The organism is Dickeya sp. NCPPB 3274, from assembly GCF_000406205.1.
GTDB classification, from domain to species: domain Bacteria; phylum Pseudomonadota; class Gammaproteobacteria; order Enterobacterales; family Enterobacteriaceae; genus Dickeya; species Dickeya fangzhongdai.
In genome coordinates, this window is sequence record NZ_CM001979.1 from 4,238,621 (window position 1) to 4,259,856 (window position 21,236).

The 21,236-nt window shown below is 55.2% G+C and carries 17 protein-coding genes; 7 read left to right on the forward strand and 10 right to left on the reverse strand.

The genetic code is table 11. From position 1 onward, the window contains the following. Positions 1-123 precede the first annotated feature (123 nt). The 9 genes from DXX3274_RS18900 to DXX3274_RS18935 form a co-directional block, all read right to left on the reverse strand. Complete coding sequence (locus tag DXX3274_RS18900) at positions 124-699, reverse strand: hypothetical protein (protein ID WP_042861096.1); 576 nt, start codon at positions 697-699, stop codon at positions 124-126. A gap of 249 nt (positions 700-948) precedes the next feature. Then, positions 949-1,335, reverse strand: a complete 387-nt coding sequence (locus tag DXX3274_RS18905) for a hypothetical protein (protein ID WP_042861097.1) — start codon at positions 1,333-1,335, stop codon at positions 949-951. Continuing rightward, the gene (locus DXX3274_RS18910; RefSeq protein WP_042862219.1) at positions 1,336-2,031 is read right to left on the reverse strand and encodes a hypothetical protein; all 696 of its coding nucleotides are present in this window, start codon (positions 2,029-2,031) and stop codon (positions 1,336-1,338) included. 40 nt (positions 2,032-2,071) lie between these two features. Next, positions 2,072-2,551: an Hcp family type VI secretion system effector gene (locus DXX3274_RS23105; RefSeq protein WP_071603990.1), complete on the reverse strand. Its 480-nt coding sequence runs from the start codon at positions 2,549-2,551 to the stop codon at positions 2,072-2,074. Positions 2,552-2,789: 238 nt separating this feature from the next. Next, a complete protein-coding gene (locus DXX3274_RS18915; protein ID WP_042861099.1) occupies positions 2,790-3,485 on the reverse strand; it encodes an ABC transporter ATP-binding protein in 696 nt (231 codons plus the stop codon). Then, a complete protein-coding gene (locus tag DXX3274_RS18920; protein WP_042861100.1) occupies positions 3,478-4,257 on the reverse strand; it encodes an ABC transporter ATP-binding protein in 780 nt (259 codons plus the stop codon). Before DXX3274_RS18920 ends, DXX3274_RS18915 begins: the two co-directional genes overlap by 8 nt. Continuing rightward, complete coding sequence (locus DXX3274_RS18925) at positions 4,247-5,290, reverse strand: branched-chain amino acid ABC transporter permease (protein WP_042861101.1); 1,044 nt, start codon at positions 5,288-5,290, stop codon at positions 4,247-4,249. Before DXX3274_RS18925 ends, DXX3274_RS18920 begins: the two co-directional genes overlap by 11 nt. Further along, positions 5,290-6,189: a branched-chain amino acid ABC transporter permease gene (locus DXX3274_RS18930; protein WP_042861102.1), complete on the reverse strand. Its 900-nt coding sequence runs from the start codon at positions 6,187-6,189 to the stop codon at positions 5,290-5,292. Before DXX3274_RS18930 ends, DXX3274_RS18925 begins: the two co-directional genes overlap by 1 nt. Before the next feature lie 239 nt (positions 6,190-6,428). Then, positions 6,429-7,565, reverse strand: a complete 1,137-nt coding sequence (locus DXX3274_RS18935) for an ABC transporter substrate-binding protein (protein WP_038669270.1) — start codon at positions 7,563-7,565, stop codon at positions 6,429-6,431. A 580-nt stretch (positions 7,566-8,145) separates the two neighbouring features. On the opposite strand from DXX3274_RS18935, the gene DXX3274_RS18940 reads away from it, so the two are divergent. The 3 genes from DXX3274_RS18940 to rluA all read left to right on the forward strand — a co-directional run bounded on the left by DXX3274_RS18940 (position 8,146) and on the right by rluA (position 14,368). Next, positions 8,146-10,518: a DNA polymerase II gene (locus DXX3274_RS18940; RefSeq protein WP_042861103.1), complete on the forward strand. Its 2,373-nt coding sequence runs from the start codon at positions 8,146-8,148 to the stop codon at positions 10,516-10,518. Between the two features lie 212 nt (positions 10,519-10,730). Beyond that, a complete protein-coding gene (gene rapA / locus DXX3274_RS18945) occupies positions 10,731-13,634 on the forward strand; it encodes an RNA polymerase-associated protein RapA (protein WP_042861104.1) in 2,904 nt (967 codons plus the stop codon). An 80-nt stretch (positions 13,635-13,714) separates the two neighbouring features. Next, positions 13,715-14,368, forward strand: coding sequence for a bifunctional tRNA pseudouridine(32) synthase/23S rRNA pseudouridine(746) synthase RluA (gene rluA / locus DXX3274_RS18950; RefSeq protein ID WP_038920257.1), 654 nt, complete (start codon positions 13,715-13,717; stop codon positions 14,366-14,368). Positions 14,369-14,464: 96 nt separating this feature from the next. Here rluA and djlA read toward each other — a convergent pair whose 3' ends face one another. Then, entirely contained in the window at positions 14,465-15,442 is a 978-nt protein-coding gene (gene djlA / locus DXX3274_RS18955; protein ID WP_042861106.1) for a co-chaperone DjlA, read from the reverse strand. Between the two features lie 150 nt (positions 15,443-15,592). Here djlA and lptD point away from each other — a divergent pair, with 150 nt between their 5' ends. From lptD to rsmA, 4 genes are all read left to right on the forward strand, one after another. Next, positions 15,593-18,022 carry an LPS assembly protein LptD gene (gene lptD / locus DXX3274_RS18960; RefSeq protein ID WP_084478830.1) on the forward strand — a complete coding sequence of 810 codons (2,430 nt, stop codon included), beginning with the start codon at positions 15,593-15,595 and terminating at the stop codon, positions 18,020-18,022. A 98-nt stretch (positions 18,023-18,120) separates the two neighbouring features. Beyond that, complete coding sequence (surA, locus tag DXX3274_RS18965) at positions 18,121-19,413, forward strand: peptidylprolyl isomerase SurA (RefSeq protein WP_042861107.1); 1,293 nt, start codon at positions 18,121-18,123, stop codon at positions 19,411-19,413. Continuing rightward, positions 19,413-20,414, forward strand: coding sequence for a 4-hydroxythreonine-4-phosphate dehydrogenase PdxA (gene pdxA, locus DXX3274_RS18970; protein ID WP_042861109.1), 1,002 nt, complete (start codon positions 19,413-19,415; stop codon positions 20,412-20,414). Before surA ends, pdxA begins: the two co-directional genes overlap by 1 nt. Beyond that, positions 20,407-21,225 carry a 16S rRNA (adenine(1518)-N(6)/adenine(1519)-N(6))-dimethyltransferase RsmA gene (rsmA, locus tag DXX3274_RS18975; protein ID WP_042861110.1) on the forward strand — a complete coding sequence of 273 codons (819 nt, stop codon included), beginning with the start codon at positions 20,407-20,409 and terminating at the stop codon, positions 21,223-21,225. Before pdxA ends, rsmA begins: the two co-directional genes overlap by 8 nt. Positions 21,226-21,236: the final 11 nt, after the last annotated feature.

A 21,236-nucleotide genomic window follows, 5' to 3' on the forward strand; every position in this document is an offset into this window, starting at 1 on the left:
ACATCAGGTAGTTGTAACTTCAAATTTTCATTAAACTCTTGGGGCATCATTATAGAAGCAATATCACTTAAATCTCCGATAGGTAAAATATAAGGTCCGGTTTTTTATTGTTAGTCTTAATTTTCACTCTGTACTCACGCTGATGAGCGAAAAGACTTCGTTTTTGAAAGCCAAGATTATCTTTTGCCATATATCCGTGATACTTATGCTCATCAAAATAGTCGACCAATCCAAGATGACCGGCAAAGTTTTTTCCAAAATTGCGGCACGGCAACGGTCGATAAATTTCGAAGCATTCAAAAAAACTACACAGAATTTACCTAAACCAAAACATGATTTATTAAGTTCAATAGTACGCTTAAAATCAGATAAAGTTTCTGTTGAAACTGAACTATATCCTCGGCTATTCAATGAGTATATGCAAAAAACATTATGGTCTAATAAATCCTCTCCATGAATGACTATTGGTGCCGCATGATCTGAAGCCGGAATTGTAACCTCACCAATTTTTACCTCTCTTAATTTCTCAGGTTGATAAAGAGCAATAATACCTTCATATTCATCACCACTTAACTCACCATTTTCATCTTTGTATTCCTTGAATGAGCGGATTGTATTCATGAAAAGCTTACCTTTAAGAAAATCTTCTGCATATTCCTTACATTCAAACAATTTGACGAACGCAAATATTGTAGACATTTCGCCCCTTTGGTTTCATGGAGATTGCTTAACGCTTTCTGAGAAGCTTATTTATCAGAGACCCAAATTTTTTCGTGCAAGTTTGACCTATTTCCGGTTAATTAGCATACCTGAAATGTAAGCATATCCGCCACTGGCACAAAGCTATCCGTCAGATTAGTTATAATTTTGCACCACAAAATTATCAATTCAAACCTGAGTTAATATAGCTTAAATTTAATTATCAAACATTTAAATTAAATAGTATTTTTATAACAAAACCTCAAAATAAGTAGCATTATCCTCACGGTTAACGGAAAGCACAATAAACTTATTTTTATCTGGCGATTCCCACACTTCTCGGTAGCCGTCATCTATCTTAATCATAAAACCTAATGATTTAACATACTTCCTTAACGTATTAATATCCGTAGTGTTTTCAAAATATACACCTATCACCTGCTTCCCTGGCCCCTCTGCATCTCCATGTTTAATTTGATACTTTTGAGATATTTTTGGTACGTTTTTTATTATTGGATCAGTTATACTACTATCTTCCAAAGAAGAAATTTGATTTTCTGAACTATTATTATAAAACAAAAAATAAGCGATCGCTGCTCCTAAGAGGAAAAACAATATTATAGCTTTATTTCTCATTTAATCACCATTAAAGTAATTATTATGTATCTCAGTACCATCCTCTACTGCAATACCAACTTTATCTGATGTGAAACGAGAGTATGGTTTTATAGTTAGCATAAACGATGGCAAAAAACCCCAATATGGTCTTGAATTTGGTTCTTTATCTGGATCAGGGAACAACATAGGCCTGAATGTTTTATTCTTAAATGAGCCAATAGGGCCATAAAAATCCCATCGTTTCAAAGCACTTTCTTTACTCACAGGCCTTAATTCAGGAAAGTAATTCTTATTATATATTGCCCGATAAAAGCCAAGTAAATCAGACACCAAGTCTTCACCACTAAATCCACTGTCAGTAATAGTGCTGAAAGGAAACGAGTCCTGCAAATTCTCAAATCGAAAAGCCACCTTCATCATCATGGCAAGAGCAATGCTATATCTTTCATACAAAGTAGTTCCTTTCTTTATTCTCCAAACAATATATTTAGATATTCCAACTTTTTTTTTGAATTTCCACATCCCTTGGAAGTACTTGACATCATAGTATGGTTGACTTCCATTTTCACCGGCCTCAAACTGACTCATCAAAGCCTTTATATCAAGACCTTGAGCATGACCCAAATCGACCCACCCCAAAACTTCTGTATAGACTAAACCATAGCTTTTTAAGGTGGCTTCAGAGCCATTTAATATATCGGAGCGTTTACTCATAATCATCTCATTCCATTGAATTTGATATAATCAAGCGATACTACATTGTAGAATCCCTCCAAAACATATAAGAATTTGTGCGCGCAGCAACATTTTCCCACTCAATTGTATTGAATTTGATAGAAATATTTTCACATGGCTGTATATCGTTATGCGTTAATGAGTTTGGATAAAAACTGCTAATATTAGATATTATTGCTCCCAGAAGATTTATCTTAAAGTACAACTCTACCCCTCCAGAGATACTAGTCCTGAAAATGGAAAAATTACATGTCAGCGTTTCATTCTCATTTAATGCTTGAGATATCAATGGTGTGGCTTTATCTATTGGTTTTCGTACCTGAACAGGCTGGAATGATATATTCTCTTCACGCATGATATTGGTATTTAATTCATATATAAATATTTCATCCTCATGCCCAGCCTGATACAAATTCCCTATTGATGGAACAGTAGAACATCCTGCTGATATAAGCCCTTGTTTTTCTCCATGAAGCGAAAGATAAATAATGTTTGCCATATCAAATCCCTGATTACATTAGTTTATAGGTATAAAGTTACTAACCATTACATTTTATGTCAACGATAAATAAAACCGAAACGGATCAAGCCCAATGCTGCCGTAATACCTCAAAAGGAGTTTTGGTTTTCCGCTAACTCGCTCACTGGATATGGAAAAACCGATTGCTCAGAGGCAACCGGCTTTTCACATGATACCTCCACCTTAACATTTGATAAGCAAAGTACCGCTATTCACTCTACCCCCCCAAATACATCCGCTTCACCTCCGGGTTGGCGAGAATGTCCTGCGCCGGACCGTGCAATGCGATACGCCCGTTTTCCAGCACATAGGCGCGATCGGCGATTTTCAATGCGGCGGTGGCGTTCTGCTCCACCAGCAGGATGGTGATGCCTTCCCTCTGCAACTGCTTGATGGTGGAGAATAATTCCCCGACTACCTTTGGCGCCAGCCCCAGGCTTGGTTCGTCCAGCATCAGTAACACCGGTTCGCTCATCAGTGCACGAGCGATCGCCAGCATCTGCTGTTCACCGCCGCTCATGGTGCCCGCCATCTGGCTGCGCCGCTCCTGGAGACGCGGGAACAGCGCGTACATTTTGTCGCGCAGATAGGCGAAATTGACCGGGTTGTTGTAGGCGCCCATACGCAGGTTCTCCTCAATGGTCAGATTGGTGAACACCTTGCGCCCTTCCGGCACCAGCGCCAGCCCTTTACGCACGATCTGATGCGTTGGGCTGTGGGAAATATCCTCGTTGAGAAAACCGACCGTTCCGGTAGATTTCACCAGATTGATGATGCCGTTGAGGGTCGAGGTTTTCCCGGCGCCGTTACTGCCGATCAGGGTGACGATTTCGCTGTTGTTGACCTCAAGATCGATGCCTTTTAGCCCCTGAATCAGCCCGTAAAACACCTGCAGATCGCTGGCTTTAAGCATAATCGATGTCCCCCAGATAGGCGGCGATCACCTCGGGGTGATTCACCGCATCCTGCGGCGTACCGCTAAATAGCGGTTTGCCGTAATCCAGCACCATCACCCGTTCGCACAGCGTGTTGACGAACGACATATCGTGCTCGATCAGCAGCACCGTCAGGCCGTAGTCGGCGCGCATGCGGAAAATCAGCTGCGCCAGCTCGGCCGTCTCTCGTGGGTTCATGCCGGCCGCCGGTTCGTCCAGCAGTAAGAGCTTGGGCGAGGTCGCCAGCGCGCGGGCAATCTCCACCTTGCGCTGATTGCCGTAGCTGAGATTGGTGGCCAGCGAATGCGCGTGTTCGGCGATACCGATGTATTCCAGCAGCGCCATACCGGTTTCCCGCGCCTGTCGCTCGGCGCGGAAAAAGCGGCCGATACGCAGCGCCGCCTCCAGAAACGAGTACGGGATAAAGCGATCGAGACCGATCAGTACGTTCTCCAGCACCGTCATTGATGGAAACAGGCGGATGTTCTGGAAAGTACGGGCGATACCACGGTTGACCACCTGATTGGGTTTCAGCCCGGCCAGCGACTGCCCGTCCAGCCAGACGGCGCCGCCGGTCGGTTTATAGTTGGCGGTGATCACGTTGAACATCGTGGTTTTACCGGCGCCGTTGGGGCCGATCAGCCCAAAGATCTCCGCCGGACTGATAGTAAAGCTGACGCTATCGATGGCGCGCAGGCCGCCAAATTGCATGGTGACGTCCTCAACGCGCAATAACGGGTTATTTTCCATTCGCGCTTCTCCTGCGGATATCCCAGACTTCCTGCTTGCCCAGCAGCCCTTCACGAGCGAACAGCATGATCACCAGCAACACCAGCGAGAACACCACCATGCGCAGCCCCGGATGGGCGCCCAGATCCTGGCCGAACAGCGTTAGCGGTTGATCGAGGAAGCGCAGCCACTCGCCGCTGCCGATCACAATGATCGTGCCGAGAATGGCGCCGGTGGTGCTGCCCAGCCCGCCGAGTACGATGATGATCAGCAACTGGAAGGTCAGCATGAAGTCGAACAGATCCGGCGAGATGATGGTCAACAGCGACGCCAGCAGCCCGCCGCCGATCCCCTCGAAAAAGGCGCTGGTGGCGAAAGCGCAGGTCTTGATGCGAAAGGTATTGATGCCCATCGCAATGGCGGCGTCTTCATCGTCACGCACCGCTTTCATGGCGCGGCCGTATTTGGAGTACACCACCTGCAGGATAAACAACACCGCCGCCAGCGCAATGAAACCGCACCAGTACAGAATGTGGCTGACCTGCGGGATCTCGTTCAGGCCGATGGCGCCGTTGGTGAATTGTGGATTGTTGATAGCGAAAATCTTGATGATGAAGCCGAACCCCAGCGTGACGATCGCCAGATAATCGCCGCGCACGCGAAATACCGGAAACGCCAGGCACACCGCCACCACCGCCGCGCATACGCCGCTGATGATCAGCGCCGGCAGAAACGACGCATGCACCGCCAGAATCAACGGGCTGGGCGCCGTCATCTCGAACATGTTGGTTTTGGCGTCCGAGCTCAGCAACAGCAGCGCGGTAATGTAAGCGCCGATCGCCACAAAACCGTTAGGCTCCAGAGACAATTGCCCGGTCACGCCGTTAATCAGGTTATAGCTGACTGCCAGAATCATAAAAATGAAGATGTTACAGAAGATGCGCACGATATAGTCGTCGAACAGCGTATCCAGCCCGGTCAGCGCCAGCAAAGCCAGCGCAAACACAGCAAGGTACCCCAGCCACATCGTCGGGGAAGTCCGCGGCATTCTCATCAGAAACGGCTCCTTTCCAGTCGTTCGTCGCCCATGATGCCCACCGGTCGGAACAGCAGCACCAGAATCAAAAACATGAAGGCAAAGGCGTCTTTATAGCCGCCCAGTTCCGGAAACATCGCCACCGCCACCACTTCGGTGAACCCAAGGATAAAACCGCCGATCACTGCGCCGGTGACGCTGCCGATGCCGCCCAGCACCGCCGCCGCGAAGGCTTTCAAACCGATCAACACCCCCATCAGCGGATCGATGGAGGGGTAACTGATGGCGTAGAACACGCCGCCCAGCGCCGCCAGCGCGCTGCCGAGGGCGAACACGAAGGCGATAATCTGATTGGCGTCGATGCCCATCAGCCGCACGGTGTTGACGTCAAACGCCACCGCGCGGATCGCCATCCCCTGCCGGGTGCGATACAGAATGCACAGGATCACTGCCAGCAGCGCCAGCGTCATCAACGGTACGATCCAGGCCACATTGGTGACGACGATCGACCCGAGATTGATGGTCTGATTAAAGAACGGCGGCGACTCGAAGTAGCGCGGGCTACCGCCGAACACCACATTGAACAGGTTCTCCAGAAAGAAGCTGACGCCGATGGCGGTGATCAGCATCGAGATCTTCGACGCCTGCCGCAGCGGGCGGTAAGCGATTTGATCGATGGCGATCCCCAGCAGCGCGGCAATGAGAATGGCAAGAATCACGGCGGCCCCGAAAGGCAGCCCGAGGGAAGTAAAACCGAGCAGGGCCATAAAAGCCCCGACCATCATGATATCGGCATGAGCAAAGTTGATCAGCCGCAGCACGCCGTACACCATGGTGTAGCCGATAGCGATCAGCGCGTACATGCTGCCAAGGCTCATGCCATTGACCACTTGCTGTAAGAAAACGGCAAGATCCATCATGTCATCCTTTACTGTTAGGCTGCGCCCCGCCTTTTTATTCGCGGATGTCGCTGGCGGCGAGGGTTCCGCGCGGCAGGGCGCAAGCCGTGAAGTGTGGTAGACCAGACCAGCGGCGAGTCACGCAGCGGCGCGAAAAAATAGGGCATCCGCTTTCTGCATTATCGGGCTTGTCCATCGGCTCTTGTGAACCCGCGTCCAGTGCATTGATAGCGACAGTCGGCCGCGGGCACCGCCGATTACGGATTGATCACCGTTTTAAACACCATCTCGCCGCCTTTCACCTCGTTGATCACCGCCGGACGAATGGCGTCGCCGTCTTTCAGGGTCAGGGTGCCGGTGATGCCGGTGAAGTTGCTGGTGGCGCGGATCGCCTTGTTGACGCAAACGCGATCGTGCGGATCGCTACAGGTGTTCATGGCGTTGACGATCATCTTGTAAGCGTCCGCCGTCATCGCTCCCCAGGTGTGGGTCGGTTCCTTGTATTTGGCGGTCCAGGCTTTGATGAACTTTTCCCCTTCCGGCGTCTGCTCTTTGGCGTTCGGCGAGTAGTAGTCGGTGGTCATCCACCCTTCCACCGCGTCCTGCCCCATTTTGAAGAACACCGGGTCCGCCGCCAGACCGTCGCCGCCGACCACCGGCACCTTCAGCCCGAGCTGTTTGGCCTGCACCGCGATCAGCGCGCCTTCGGTGTAGTAAATCGGCATGTAGATCACGTCCACATTGTGAGATTTGATGGTGGAGAGCTGGGCTTTGAAATCCTTACTGCCGCCGGGCGCCTGCACTTCAATCGGAATGGTGCCGCCGTTTTTCAGGAACTGGGTGCGGAAGGATTTGGCCAGCCCGACCGAGTAGTCATTGCTGCTATCGAACATAATGGCGGCTTTCTTCGCTTTCAGGTCGCGCGTCGCCAGGTTAGCGCCGACCACGCCCTGAAAACTGTCGGAGAAGCAGACGCGGCTGACGTACTCTTTGCCTTTGGTTACCCGGTCGTTGGTGGCGGTCGGCGAGACGATCGGCGTTTTAGTGTCTTCCGCCATCTTGGTCATCGCCATCGTGTTGGTGGAGGTTACCTCGCCGATCACCGCGTCCACCTTATCGCTGGACACCAGTCGCTGCATGGCGTTGGCCGCTTCCACTTTGTCGCTCTTGTCGTCAATCACCACCAGCTTGATGGTGTCACCATTCTTCAGTTTGGTTTCGATACCGTTAATCAGTTCCAGCCCTTTCAGGGACGGCTGACCGTAACCGCTCAATGCACCGCTCAGGGGCAATACCACGCCAATCTTGATGTCATCCGCCCACGCCCCCACTGAAGCCAGTGAAGACGATACGGCTACCGCTGCGACAGTAAATCTGAAAAATTTGTTCTTCATGATCGCCTCTTCAAAAATAACGTTCACATTTCAGTGATGAAATGACGCTGTATACAGGGTGATAAAAAGAAGATCTGTGTGACAGGATATCCAGGCTGTTCACCGGGGAAGAGGCAGCAATAAATATGCCAAATACACAAAAATAATTAATGTATTAATAATCAAAACGTAAAAGAAAAAGATATGAATAATTTCCAGCGCAGCTGATTAAGCGTTAACGGTCATGCACCACTTCGTCACCGCCATGCTTTTTATTAGTGCGAAAGCGGCGTAATTTTTCACAGATAAATCAACCAATAGCAAAACATGCCATCCTGGCGTTCATGCATTTCCCCATAAATGTATTATTCTCTGTTTATCATTTTTCGGTCTGCCGGTTTCAGCGATTATTTCTGGAATGCTTTCGTTTTCATCGTTTTATTCTGAATGGAATATGTTCAGGTTAAATAAATAAACGTTTTTAACAATCACACAACACGCCGGACCAGCCATCACGATGCCGGGGAATAGCGCTGGACAAACACTGTATGTATATACATAATTTACTGCATTATTTCCTTTATCCATCTGACTACACGCCATGACCCTTTCACCACCGCGTCAGGGATTCGTATTGACCCGCCACTGGCAGGACACGCCCGCCGGGGTTCAGGTCGAATGCTGGCTGGCGACCGATAACGGTCCCTGCCGGGTCAGGCTATCGCCGCAGCAGGCCGTGGCGTTTGTGCCGATGCGGCATCAGGCACAGATTACCCAGCTACTGGGCGGTGAAAGGAACTGGCAACTGCGGCCGCTGGCGCTGAAAAACTTCCGCCACGAGCCGCAACTCGGGCTCTACTGCCTGCAATATCGCCAGTTGCTGCGTCTGGAGAAGAAGCTGCAGGAAGCCGGGATTGCGGTGTACGAGGCGGATATCCGCCCGCCGGAACGGTTTCTGATGGAACGCTTTATTACCGCCCCGGTCTGGTTCAGCGGCGAAGAAACCGCTGATGGTTTGATCGACCAGGTCAGGCTGAAACCGGCGCCCGACTATCGCCCGCCGCTGAAAACCGTGTCGCTGGATATCGAAACCAGCCGTCACGGCGAGCTTTACTGCATCGGTCTGGAAGGCTGCGGCCAGCGTCAGGTATTTATGCTGGGGCCGGAGAACGGCAACGCCGACGATGCCGGCGATCTGACGCTGGAATACGTCGCCAGCCGCCCGCAACTGCTGGAAAAACTCAATCAGTGGCTGCAAACCCACGACCCGGATGTGATCATCGGCTGGAATCTGGTGCAGTTTGACCTGCGGGTGCTGCAACAACACGCCGAGCGTTACCGTATTCCGCTACGGCTCGGGCGCGGCGGCCAGGAGCTGGAATGGCGCGAGCACGGCTACCGGCAGGGGCACTTTTTCGCCGGCGCGCCGGGCCGGCTCATCGTGGACGGCATCGAAGCGCTGAAATCCGCCACCTGGAACTTTGCCTCGTTCAGCCTGGAATTTGTCTCCCAATCGCTGCTGGGCGAGGGCAAGGCCAGCGACAATCCCTATCAGCGGCTGGAAGAGATCGAACAACGCTTTCAGCAGGACAAGCCCGCGCTGGCGCGTTACAACCTGAAAGACTGCGAACTGGTGACGCGCATTTTCGAGAAAACCCACCTGATGCCTTTTCTGCTGGAGCGCGCCAGCGTGACCGGGCTGGCGGCGGACCGCAGCGGCGGTTCGGTAGCGGCGTTCACCCACCTGTACCTGCCGCGCATGCACCGGGCCGGGTTTGTGGCGCCCAATCTCGGCGAAGTGCCGCCGGAAGCCAGCCCCGGCGGCTACGTGATGGATTCCCGCCCCGGTCTGTACGATTCGGTGCTGGTGCTGGACTACAAAAGCCTGTATCCCTCGATCATCCGCACTTTTCTGATCGACCCGGTCGGTCTGGTAACCGGTTTGCAGCAGCCGGATGAGCAACATGCGGTGGAAGGTTTTCGCGGCGCCTGGTTCTCCCGCCGTCACCATTGTCTGCCCGCCATCGTGGAAGGCATCTGGCATGAGCGCGACCTCGCCAAGCAGGAAAACAACAAGCCGTTGTCGCAGGCGCTGAAAATCATCATGAATGCGTTTTACGGCGTGCTGGGCTCCAGCGGCTGCCGCTTTTTCGATCCGCGCCTCGCCTCCTCCATCACCCTGCGCGGCCATGAGATCATGCGCCAGACTCGTTCCCTGATTGAAGCCAAAGGCTATCAGGTGATTTACGGCGATACCGACTCTACCTTCGTCTGGCTTAAACGCGCTCACCGCGAGGATGAGGCGGATGCTATCGGCCGTGAACTGGTGGCCTATATCAACGACTGGTGGCAGTTGCACCTCCACCAACAACACGGGCTGAACAGCGCGCTGGAGATGGAGTACGAAACCCATTTTCACCGTTTTCTGATGCCCACCATTCGCGGCGCTGAACTGGGCAGCAAAAAACGCTACGCCGGCATGACCATTACCGAGCAAGGCGAGCAGATGGTGTTCAAAGGGCTGGAAACGGTGCGTTCCGACTGGACGCCGCTGGCGCAGCAATTCCAGCAACAACTTTACCAACGCATCTTCCATCGAGAACCGTATCAGGAATGGGTGCGGGAGTACGTGGCGAAGACGCTGAACGGCGAACACGACGACCTGCTGGTGTACCGCAAACGTCTGCGCCACAAACTGAGCGACTATCAGCGTAACGTGCCGCCGCAGGTACGCGCCGCCAGAATGGCCGACGACTACAACCGCCAGCATGACCGGCCGTTGCAATACCAAAGCGGCGGCTGGATAAGCTACGTCATCACGGTGAATGGTCCGGAACCGCTGGAAAATCGCCGCTCGCCGCTGGATTACAGTCACTACGTGGAAAAGCAGTTACAACCGGTGGCCGATGCGATACTGCCTTTCATTCACGATGATTTTGCTACACTGATTACCGGACAGATGGGGCTATTTTAACAATCCGGTGGTGCCTGACAGGTGACGAACAGGCTACCATCCAGTACCATAGCGCCCTTTCAAAAATATCAGGCGTTCCCCACACCCGCATCACAGGCTGTGCCCGACATCACCACTGTCGCGCAGGGCGGGTAAGGTATTGCCGGCCGCAGGGGTCGGCGGCCCTCTGTTCAGACATTCTCCGACAACGACGAGTATCGAGCTTAGAATTTATGCCTTTTACACTTGGTCAACGCTGGATCAGCGATACAGAAAGCGATTTAGGATTGGGTACGGTAGTGGCGATGGACGCCCGCATGGTTACTCTGCTGTTTCCGGCCAGTGGCGAAAACCGTCTCTATTCCAGAAGCGACGCCCCCATTACCCGTGTCATGTTCAATCCCGGCGATACCATCACCAGCCACGAAAGCTGGCAGTTACGGGTGGAGGACGTGCGTGATGAGAATGGCCTGCGCACCTACATCGGCCAGCGGCTGGACACCGATGAACCCGCCGAACTGCGGGAAGTGTTCCTCGACAGCAAGCTGACGTTCAATAAGCCGCAGGATCGGCTGTTCGCCGGTCAAATCGACCGAATGGATCGCTTTGCGCTGCGTTATCGCGCGCACCGCCATCAGCTCGAACAGGCGTTGCAGCCGTGGGGTGGACTGCGCGGCATGCGCGCCAGCCTTATTCCGCACCAGTTGCACATCGCCCGCGAAGTGGGCCAGCGCCATGCGCCGCGCGTACTGTTGGCGGATGAAGTGGGGTTGGGCAAAACCATTGAAGCTGGCATGATCATCCACCAGCAGTTGCTGGCGGGCCGGGCGGAACGCGTGCTGATCGTGGTACCGGAAACATTGCAGCATCAGTGGCTGGTGGAGATGCTGCGCCGCTTCAACCTGCTGTTCTCGCTGTTCGACGACGAGCGCTACGCCGAAGCCCGCCTTGACAGCGACAACCCGTTTGAAACCGAGCAGTTGATCATCTGTTCGCTGGATTTTGTACGCCGCAACCCGTCCCGTTTCGAACAACTGCTGGACGCCGACTGGGACCTGCTGGTGGTGGACGAAGCGCACCATCTGGTATGGAGCGAAGCCGCGCCCAGCGCAGGATACAAGGCGGTTGAGCGTCTGGCGCGCGCCATCCCCGCGGTGCTGTTGCTGACCGCGACGCCGGAACAATTGGGTCAGGAAAGTCATTTTGCCCGCTTGCGGCTGCTCGATCCGAACCGCTTCCATGACTACCACGAGTTTATCGCCGAACAACAGCAATACCGCCCGGTGGCCGACGCGGTCACCCTGCTGCTGAGCGGCAACAGCATCAATGACAGCGATCGCAACGCGCTCGGCGACATGCTGGGCGAGCAGGATATCGAGCCGCTGCTGAAGTCCATCGCCAGCGGCAGCGACGACAGCGCCGCGGCGCGTCAGGAATTGATCACCATGCTGATGGACCGCCACGGCACCAGCCGCGTGCTGTTCCGCAACACCCGTCAGGGGGTGAAAGGCTTCCCGAAACGCGAACTGCATCAGATCAAGCTGCCGTTGCCGACGCAGTACCAGACGGCGATCCGCGTGTCCGGCATCATGAATGCCCGCAAATCCGCTGAAGACTGCGCGCGCGACATGCTCTATCCGGAGCAGATCTATCAGCAATTTGAAGACGACAACGCCACCTGGTGGAGCTTCGATCCGCGCGTCGAATGGATGCTGGATTTTCTGACCAGCCACCGCGACGAGAAGGTGCTGGTTATCTGCGCCAAAGCGGCCACCGCGCTGCAACTGGAGCAGGTGCTGCGCACCCGCGAAGCCATCCGCGCCGCGGTATTCCACGAAGGGCTGTCGATTCTGGAGCGCGACCGCGCCGCTGCGTACTTCGCTTCCGAAGAGGAAGGCGCGCAGGTGCTGATCTGTTCCGAGATCGGCTCCGAAGGCCGCAACTTCCAGTTCGCCAGCCACCTGATCATGTTTGATCTGCCGTTTAACCCGGATCTGCTGGAACAGCGCATCGGTCGACTGGATCGTATCGGTCAGAGCCGCGATATCCAGATTCTGGTGCCCTATCTGGAAAACACCGCCCAGGCGCTGCTGGTACGCTGGTACCACGAAGGGCTGGATGCGTTCGAGCACACCTGCCCGACCGGCCGCTCGATTTACGACAGCCACTACGAGCAATTAATCAACCTGCTCGCCAAGCCGTCCGAGCAGACGGGGCTGGACGAGTTCATCCACACCTGCCGCCAGCAACATGACGCGCTGAAATCCCAACTGGAACAGGGCCGCGATCGCCTGCTGGAGATGCATTCCAACGGCGGTGAACAGGCGCTGGCGCTGGCCGAAGCGATCGCCGAGCAGGATAACGACGTCAATCTGGTGAATTTCGCCCTCAACCTGTTCGACATCATCGGTATTCATCAGGATGACCGCAGCGATAACCTGATCGTGCTGACGCCGTCCGACCATATGCTGGTGCCGGATTTCCCCGGCCTGCCGCAGGACGGTTGCACCATCACCTTCGACCGCGATCAGGCGCTGTCCCGCGAGGACGCTCAGTTCGTCAGTTGGGAACACCCGCTGATCCGCAACGGTCTGGATCTGATCCTGTCCGGCGACACCGGCAGTTGCGCCGTGTCGCTGCTGAAAAACAAGGCGCTGCCGGTCGGCACCCTGTTGGCGGAACTGGTATACGTGGTGGAAGCGCAGGCGCCGAAGAAATTGCAGTTGACTCGCTTCCTGCCGCCAACGCCGATTCGCGTGCTGCTGGACCGCAAAGGCACCAATCTGGCGGCACAGGTGGAATTCGAGAGCTTCAACCGCCAACTGAGTTCGGTCAATCGCCACACTTCCAGCAAACTGGTGAATGCGGTGCAGGACGATGTGCATGACATGCTGCAGAAAGCCCAACCGCTGGTGGAAGAACAGGCGCAAGCGCTGATCGCCGAAGCGCAACGCAACGCCGAAACGCAGTTGCGCCGCGAACAGGAGCGGCTGGAAGCGCTCAAGGCGGTCAACCCGAACATCCGTGACGACGAACTGGAGGCGCTGGAAGAACAGCGCGAGCAGGTGCTGCTCAACCTGCAGCAGGCCAACTGGCGTCTGGATGCCATCCGTCTGGTGGTGGTGGCGCACCAGTAAGCCCCATCGGTTGTCTATATACTTCTGTCTATATACACGTCGCGGCAAGATCTGTTCTTGCCGCGATGCCGGAGCCATGCATGGAACCCTACAACCCGCCCCGCGATCCCTGGCTGCACATCCTGTATCAGGATCAGCACATCATGGTGGTGAACAAACCCAGCGGACTGCTCTCCGTCCCCGGCCGCGCCGAGGAACACAAGGACAGCATCATGACCCGCATTCAGGCCGACTTTCCCGCCGCCGAATCCGTCCATCGTCTGGACATGGCGACCAGCGGCGTGATGGTGGTGGCGCTGACCAAAGCGGCGGAACGGGAACTGAAACGCCAGTTCCGCGAACGGGAACCGAAGAAATCCTACATCGCCCGCGTCTGGGGCCATCTGGCGTCGGATGACGGACTGGTGGATTTGCCGTTGATTTGCGACTGGCCGAACCGCCCAAAACAGAAAGTCTGTTTTGAACAGGGTAAACCGGCCCAGACCGGTTATGCCGTGTTATCACGGGACGGCGACGGCACCACCCGCGTGAAACTGATGCCGATCACCGGCCGCTCGCACCAGTTACGCGTCCACATGCTGGCGCTGGGCCACCCGATTCTCGGCGACGGCTTCTACGCCCACCCGCAGGCAAAAGCCATGGCGCCCCGCTTGCTGCTGCACGCGCAGGAACTGGCGATCACCCATCCGGCTTTTAACACGCCGATGCATTTTCGCTGCGAAGCGGATTTCTAGCGCACGTGCCCGGGCGCTAAATCGGGTTCGCAGCAAACGACTATTCCTGAAAAACAAACGCTAACAGGAGACGGTCAGAGGACAAAGGGAAGAGAATCAGCGGGAAAACTTGTTGATTTTGAGAAACTCATAGGCGGCCTGAATATCCTGCGCTTTGCGCTTGGCCATTTCAATCATGCGCGGCGACAGGCCTTTACCCATCATCTTATCGGGGTGGTGTTCGCTCATCAGTTTACGATAAGCCCGTTTCACCGTGGCGGCGTCATCGCTGCTGCGCACTCCCAACGTGCGGCAGGCGCTCTCAACCGTCGGCCCGTGCGACGACACAGGCGGCCGCTGGCCGTAAGACTGCCCGCCGCCATACGACTGGTTTCGCCGCTGGTAAGATTTGTTGCCCTGACGCGATGACTGATTGCTGTTTTGTCGGGACTGATAGTTGTTCTGCCGTGACTGGTAATTGCTGTTCTGCCGCGACTGATGGCTGCCCTGCCGCGACTGGTAACCGCTGCTGTTGTTCTGCTTTGATGATTGGTGGTTGCCGCGTTCCATATTCCGCATGAACAACTCGAACTGTTCGCGGGTCACGCCCAGTTCATCGGCGAACAGGTACAGCAACCGCCGCTCGCTAGGGTGCAATGCGCCGTCCACAAACGCCACCTGTAGCTGAATCTCCAGAAACATCCGGATCAAATCAAAGCGGCCGATACAGGCGTCGCGCAATTTGCGCAGTTTGTTGCGTACCGGAAACTGGCTGGCTTTACCTTCCCGAAACGCCTGTTGCGCGGCATTGCGCGCCTCGCCATGCAGCTCCAGCCGGTCCATCATGGTGGTGGCGATACGGATATCGGACTCCGTCACCCGGCCTTTCGACTTGGCCAGGTGCCCCATCGCCTGAAAGGTTGTCAGACAAAACAGCGCCTGGCGGGTGGCTTGCGCGGAAAAAAAGTCGCGCTGACGGGATGCACGGGCTCTGTCAAGCAAATGACCCAACAACAGTCCGATTATCAACCCGCCGACACCGGCGCTGGACGCAATCCCCAGCGCTAGCCCCAGCAACTTTCCCCAATACCGCATATACTCCTCAAATCCCCATGCCGTCGGCCAAAAATTGCTTTATCATACCCGTCATTTATCTTTGCTCCTAACGGCAACGCATAGAAAATGGCGGGGATTTTGCACTGGCGCCACGCCGGTGGCTGATATAGTCTCTGACCGTTTGCCGGCATGATGCCCTTGATGACGGAACACCAGATACCGCGTATGAAAAAAAGTTTTCCAACCCTGCTGGCCTCATTAATTTGGTCGGCGCTGTACAGCCAGCACGCGCTGGCCGATCTCGCCTCTCAGTGTATGTCGGGCGTTCCCGTATATAATCGTCCGCTGGTTAATGGCGACACCAGCCAGTTGCCGGTGCACATCAAAGCCGATCAGTCACAGGCTAATTACCCGGATAGCGCCGTTTTTACCGGTAACGTCAACGTCGAGCAGGGTAACCGCGTGCTCACCGCCGACCAGGTACAGCTGCATCAGAAGCAGCAACCCGGTCAGACTGATCCTATCCGCACCGTCACCGCTATCGGCAACGTGCATTACGATGACAACCAGGTCATCCTGAAAGGCCCGCGAGCCTGGTCCAACCTCAACACCAAAGATACCGACGTGGAAAACGGCGACTATCTGATGGTGGGTCGTCAGGGGCGCGGCGATGCCGACAAGATGAAACAGCGTGAAAATAACCGTTACACCATTCTGGATAACGGTTCGTTTACATCCTGTTTGCCCGGTGATGATAGCTGGAGTGTAGTCGGTTCGGAAGTGATCCAGGACCGGCAGGAAGAAGTGGCTGAAATCTGGAACGCTCGCTTCCACATCGCCGGCGTACCTGTGTTCTACAGCCCTTACATGCAACTGCCTATCGGCGATAAGCGCCGTTCCGGTTTCCTGATCCCCAATGCCAAATACGGTAACCGTAATGGTTTTGAACTGATCACTCCTTACTACTGGAACATCGCCCCCAACTACGATGCCACCATCACGCCGCATGTGCAGACCAACCGCGGCATCCAGTGGCAGAACGAGTTCCGTAATCTGTCCCGCTTCGGTTTCAGCGTGGTCGAATTCGACTGGCTGCAAAACGACAGACAGTATAAAAGCGATGTGCTGTCCGGAAAGTCAGGCTACGCGGCTGATGATAATTACACCCGTTGGCTGTTCCACTGGATGCACAGCGGCGTTGTCGATCAGGTCTGGCGTATCAACGTCGACTACACCAAGGTCAGCGATCAGAACTATTTCACCGACCTGGACTCGGTCTACGGCAACACCACCGACGGCTACGCCACCCAGAAGTTCAGCCTGGGTTACGCCACCCGCAACTGGGACGCCACGCTGTCGACCCGCCAGTATCAGATCTTCAGCAACCTGGCTAATCGGGACGTGTACCGGGCCATGCCGCAGTTGGATATCAACTTCGCCAAGAATGATATCGGCCCCTTTGACTTATACCTTTACGGTCAGGCGGCGAAGTTCACTAACGTCAACCCCACTTACCCGGATGCAACCCGGCTCCATATCGAGCCGACGCTGTCGCTGCCGCTTTCCAACGGCTGGGCCAGTCTGAGTACCGAAGCCAAGCTGATGGCCACCCACTATCAGCAGGATAATCTGGATACGTATCTGGCCAACCACGCCGACAATACCGATGCAACATTGTTGAAAGGCAGTGTGAATCGCGTCATGCCGCAGTTCAAAACCGACGGCAAGATGGTGTTTGAACGCGACATGGATTGGGCCAAAGGTTACACCCAGACGCTGGAACCACGTGTGCAGTATCTGTACATCCCATACAGGGATCAGTCATCCATTCGCACCTACGACTCCACCCTGTTGCAAGCCGACTATGCCGGCCTGTTCCGTGATAAAACTTTCGGTGGTTTAGATCGTATCGCCTCTGCCAATCAGGTGTCCAGCGGCGTTACCACCCGGTTGTACGATAGCGCCCTTGAAGAACGTTTCAACGCCTCTCTCGGCCAGATTTATTACTTTGAGCGCCCGCGTACCGGCGCAAATTCCACCATTGACCAGAATGATGATAGCGGTAGTCTGGCTTGGGCCGGTGACGCTTACTGGAAGTTTGCCGACAACTGGGGGCTTCGCGGCGGTGCACAATATGATAAACGAATTAACAACTTCACTTTGGGCGACGCAATACTGGAATACCGTGGCGGCGGTGAAAAATTGCTCCAATTGAACTATCGTTTTGCCAGCAAAGAATATATCCAGTCAGTCCTTGCAGAGAGCAGCAAAAACTCAAGTTTCGTTCTCCCTGCATATCAGCAAGGCATTTCCCAGATTGGCGCCACCGCCAGTTGGCCGTTGACGGATCGCTGGGCTATCGTGGGCGCTTACTACTACGACACCAAGGCCAACCAACCGGCCGACCAGTTGCTGGGCCTGCAATACAATACCTGCTGCTGGGCGGTGAACGTCGGCTATGAGCGCAAAATCACCAAGTGGGATAGCAACACCAATCAAAGCGTTTACGACAACAAGATTGGCTTCAGCTTTGAACTGCGCGGCCTGAGCAGCAATTACGGTCTGGGTACGGAAAAAATGCTGAAAAACGGTATTTTGCCTTACCAGCGCGCGTTCTGATGAGGTAACGCCGGGAACTCTGGCGGCAATAAACGTCTAATGACCGGTAGCGATTAAACATTTAACCCGCCCTGGCGGATAAAATTAACGGGAAAGGTATGAAGAACTGGAGAGCGCTTGTTCTGGGACTGGCACTGAGTGCCAACATGGCGTTTGCGGCGCCGCAGGAGGTCAACAAGATCGCCGCGGTCGTCGACAACAGTGTGGTTCTGGAAAGCGATATCAATAGCCTGCTGCAGTCCGTCAAGCTGAACGCGCAAGAAGCCGGTCAACAGTTGCCGGACGACGCCACGCTCCGTCACCAGATTCTGGAGCGCTTGATCATGGATAACATCATCCTGCAGATGGCGCAGAAGATGGGCGTTCAGGTAACCGACGAGCAACTGGATCGTTCCATCACCAACATCGCCGCGCAGAACCGCATGAGCGTGGACCAGTTGCGCAGCCGCCTGGCGGCCGAAGGCGTCAGCTTTGATACCTACCGCAACCAGATTCGCAAAGACATGGTCATTGCCGAAGTGCGCAACAGCGAAGTGCGCCGTCGCGTCACCGTGCTGCCGCAGGAAGTGGATTCGCTGGCCCAGCAGATTGCCAGCCAGGGAGCGAGCGGCCCCGAGGTTAACCTGAGCCAGATTCTGATCCCGCTGCCGGAAAACCCGACGCAGGATCAGGTCGACAAGGCGGAAAGCCTGGCTAATCGTCTGGTGAAAGAAGCCTCGCAGGGCGCCGACTTCGGCAAACTGGCTATCACCTACTCCGCCGATCCACAGGCGCTGAAAGGCGGGCAAATGGGCTGGGGCCGTCCGCAGGAATTGCCGTCGCTGTTCGCCGAACGGCTGACCAATCCGCAGAAAGGCCAGGTTATCGGGCCGATCCGCTCCGGCGTCGGTTTCCATATTCTGCGCGTAAACGACACCCGCGGCGGCGATCAGTCCGTATCGGTGACCGAAGCACACGCCCGCCATATTCTGCTGCGTACCTCGGTGGTAATGAACGATGCGCAGGCCAGAGCCAGACTGGAAGACATCGCAAACCAGATCAAAAGCGGCAAGTTAAGCTTCGCCAACGCCGCCAAACAGCTGTCTCAGGATCCGGGCACCGCCAATCAGGGCGGCGATCTGGGTTGGTCATCGCCGGACATGTATGACCCCTCATTCCGTGACGCGTTGACCCAATTGAAGAAAGGCGAAATCAGCGCGCCGGTGCATTCCTCCTTCGGCTGGCATCTGATTCAGTTGCTGGATACCCGTCAGGTGGACAAGACCGACGCCGCCCAGAAAGATCGCGCCTATCGCATGCTGTTTAACCGTAAATTCGCCGAGGAAGCGCAAACCTGGATGCAGGAAAAACGCGCCGCGGCTTACGTGAAAATCCTGAATGGGCAGAACTGATGCCGACTGAAGCTCTGGTGCAGCGAGTGGTGATCACGCCCGGCGAACCCGCCGGGATTGGTCCTGACCTGGTGGTGGCGCTGGCCCAGCAAAACTGGCCGGTGGAACTGGTGGTATGCGCTGACGCAGAGCTGCTGTTGAGCCGCGCGCTGGCGCTGAAACTGCCGCTGACATTGCGTGAGTACCAGCCGCATCAGAATGCGCAGGCGCAGGCTGCCGGGACGCTGACGCTGCTGCCGGTCGCCGCCGACGCCGCCGTGGTGCCGGGGCAACTGAACGTGGCGAACAGCCGCTATGTGCTGGATACGCTGACCCGCGCCTGCGACGGTTGCCTGAATGGCGACTTCGCCGCGCTGATCACCGGGCCGGTGCACAAGGGCATCATCAACGAGTCCGGTATTCCGTTTTCCGGCCACACGGAGTTTTTTGCCGAGCGCAGCCACTGCCAGCGCGTGGTGATGATGCTGGCGACCGAGGAGCTGCGCGTCGCGCTGGCGACCACGCATCTGCCGTTAAAAGACGTCGCGGACGCCGTCACCCGCGACAGCCTGCATGAAGTAGTCACCATTCTGCATCAGGACTTGCAGCGCAAGTTCGGCCTCGCCCAACCGGTCATCTACGTCTGCGGCCTGAATCCGCACGCCGGCGAAGGCGGCCACATGGGGCGTGAAGAACTGGATGTCATTATTCCGGCGCTGGATGAACTGCGTCAGTCCGGTATCCAGTTGGTCGGCCCGCTGCCGGCCGATACCTTGTTCCAACCCAAATATCTTGAACACGCCGACGCCGTACTGGCGATGTATCACGATCAGGGCCTGCCGGTGCTGAAATATCAGGGCTTCGGCCGGGCCGTCAACATCACGCTGGGGCTGCCGTTTATCCGTACTTCCGTCGACCACGGCACCGCACTGGAGCTTGCCGCCAGCGGTCAGGCCGATCCGGGCAGCTTCCGCACCGCATTGAATCTCGCTATCCACATGATTGCTAACCGTAATGAATAATCGCGTCCATCAAGGTCACTTCGCCCGTAAGCGTTTCGGCCAAAATTTTCTCAACGATCAGTTTGTGATCGACAGTATTGTTTCCGCCATCCACCCGCAGCCGGGTCAGGCAATAGTGGAAATCGGCCCCGGTCTGGGGGCGCTCACCATTCCGGTCGGCGAGCGTATCGACCGCTTTACCGTGGTGGAACTGGACCGCGATCTGGCCGCCCGGCTGGAGGTTCACCCGACGCTCAGGGACAAGCTGACCATCATCCAGCAGGATGCGATGACGGTGGATTTCGCCGCCCTGTCACAACAGGCGGGACAACCGCTGCGGGTTTTTGGTAACCTGCCGTATAATATTTCGACACCGCTGATGTTCCACCTGTTCAGCTATACTCAGGCTATTCGCGACATGCACTTCATGTTGCAGAAAGAGGTGGTAAACCGGCTGGTGGCGGGGCCGGACAGCAAGGCTTATGGTCGACTGAGCGTGATGGCGCAGTACTATTGTCAGGTGATTCCGGTGCTTGAAGTGCCGCCGACCGCGTTTAAACCAGCCCCGAAAGTGGATTCCGCAGTGGTTCGCCTGGTGCCGCATACCACATCGCCTTATCCGGTAGTGGATACCCGTATGTTGGGCCGGATTACCACGGAAGCCTTTAATCAGCGACGCAAAACGCTGCGCAACAGCCTGGGCAACCTGTTCACGCCGGAGCAATTGACCGCGCTGGAGGTGGACCCGAACGACCGGGCGGAAAACGTCACTATTGCGCAATACTGCCGTCTGGCCGAATGGCTGACCGCGCACCCCACATCGCAGGAATAAGCTGGAGTTGT

Coding starts and splice junctions, on each gene's coding strand:
- rluA (WP_038920257.1), top strand. CDS start 13,715: ATGGAACCCTACAACCCGCCCCGCGATCCCTGGCTGCACATCCTGTAT.
- DXX3274_RS18905 (WP_042861097.1), bottom strand. CDS start 1,335: ATGAGAAATAAAGCTATAATATTGTTTTTCCTCTTAGGAGCAGCGATC.
- rapA (WP_042861104.1), top strand. CDS start 10,731: ATGCCTTTTACACTTGGTCAACGCTGGATCAGCGATACAGAAAGCGAT.
- surA (WP_042861107.1), top strand. CDS start 18,121: ATGAAGAACTGGAGAGCGCTTGTTCTGGGACTGGCACTGAGTGCCAAC.
- djlA (WP_042861106.1), bottom strand. CDS start 15,442: ATGCGGTATTGGGGAAAGTTGCTGGGGCTAGCGCTGGGGATTGCGTCC.
- DXX3274_RS18925 (WP_042861101.1), bottom strand. CDS start 5,290: ATGAGAATGCCGCGGACTTCCCCGACGATGTGGCTGGGGTACCTTGCT.
- DXX3274_RS18900 (WP_042861096.1), bottom strand. CDS start 699: ATGTCTACAATATTTGCGTTCGTCAAATTGTTTGAATGTAAGGAATAT.
- DXX3274_RS18935 (WP_038669270.1), bottom strand. CDS start 7,565: ATGAAGAACAAATTTTTCAGATTTACTGTCGCAGCGGTAGCCGTATCG.
- DXX3274_RS23105 (WP_071603990.1), bottom strand. CDS start 2,551: ATGGCAAACATTATTTATCTTTCGCTTCATGGAGAAAAACAAGGGCTT.
- pdxA (WP_042861109.1), top strand. CDS start 19,413: ATGCCGACTGAAGCTCTGGTGCAGCGAGTGGTGATCACGCCCGGCGAA.
- DXX3274_RS18930 (WP_042861102.1), bottom strand. CDS start 6,189: ATGGATCTTGCCGTTTTCTTACAGCAAGTGGTCAATGGCATGAGCCTT.
- DXX3274_RS18940 (WP_042861103.1), top strand. CDS start 8,146: ATGACCCTTTCACCACCGCGTCAGGGATTCGTATTGACCCGCCACTGG.
- lptD (WP_084478830.1), top strand. CDS start 15,593: ATGATGCCCTTGATGACGGAACACCAGATACCGCGTATGAAAAAAAGT.
- rsmA (WP_042861110.1), top strand. CDS start 20,407: ATGAATAATCGCGTCCATCAAGGTCACTTCGCCCGTAAGCGTTTCGGC.
- DXX3274_RS18910 (WP_042862219.1), bottom strand. CDS start 2,031: ATGAGTAAACGCTCCGATATATTAAATGGCTCTGAAGCCACCTTAAAA.
- DXX3274_RS18920 (WP_042861100.1), bottom strand. CDS start 4,257: ATGGAAAATAACCCGTTATTGCGCGTTGAGGACGTCACCATGCAATTT.
- DXX3274_RS18915 (WP_042861099.1), bottom strand. CDS start 3,485: ATGCTTAAAGCCAGCGATCTGCAGGTGTTTTACGGGCTGATTCAGGGG.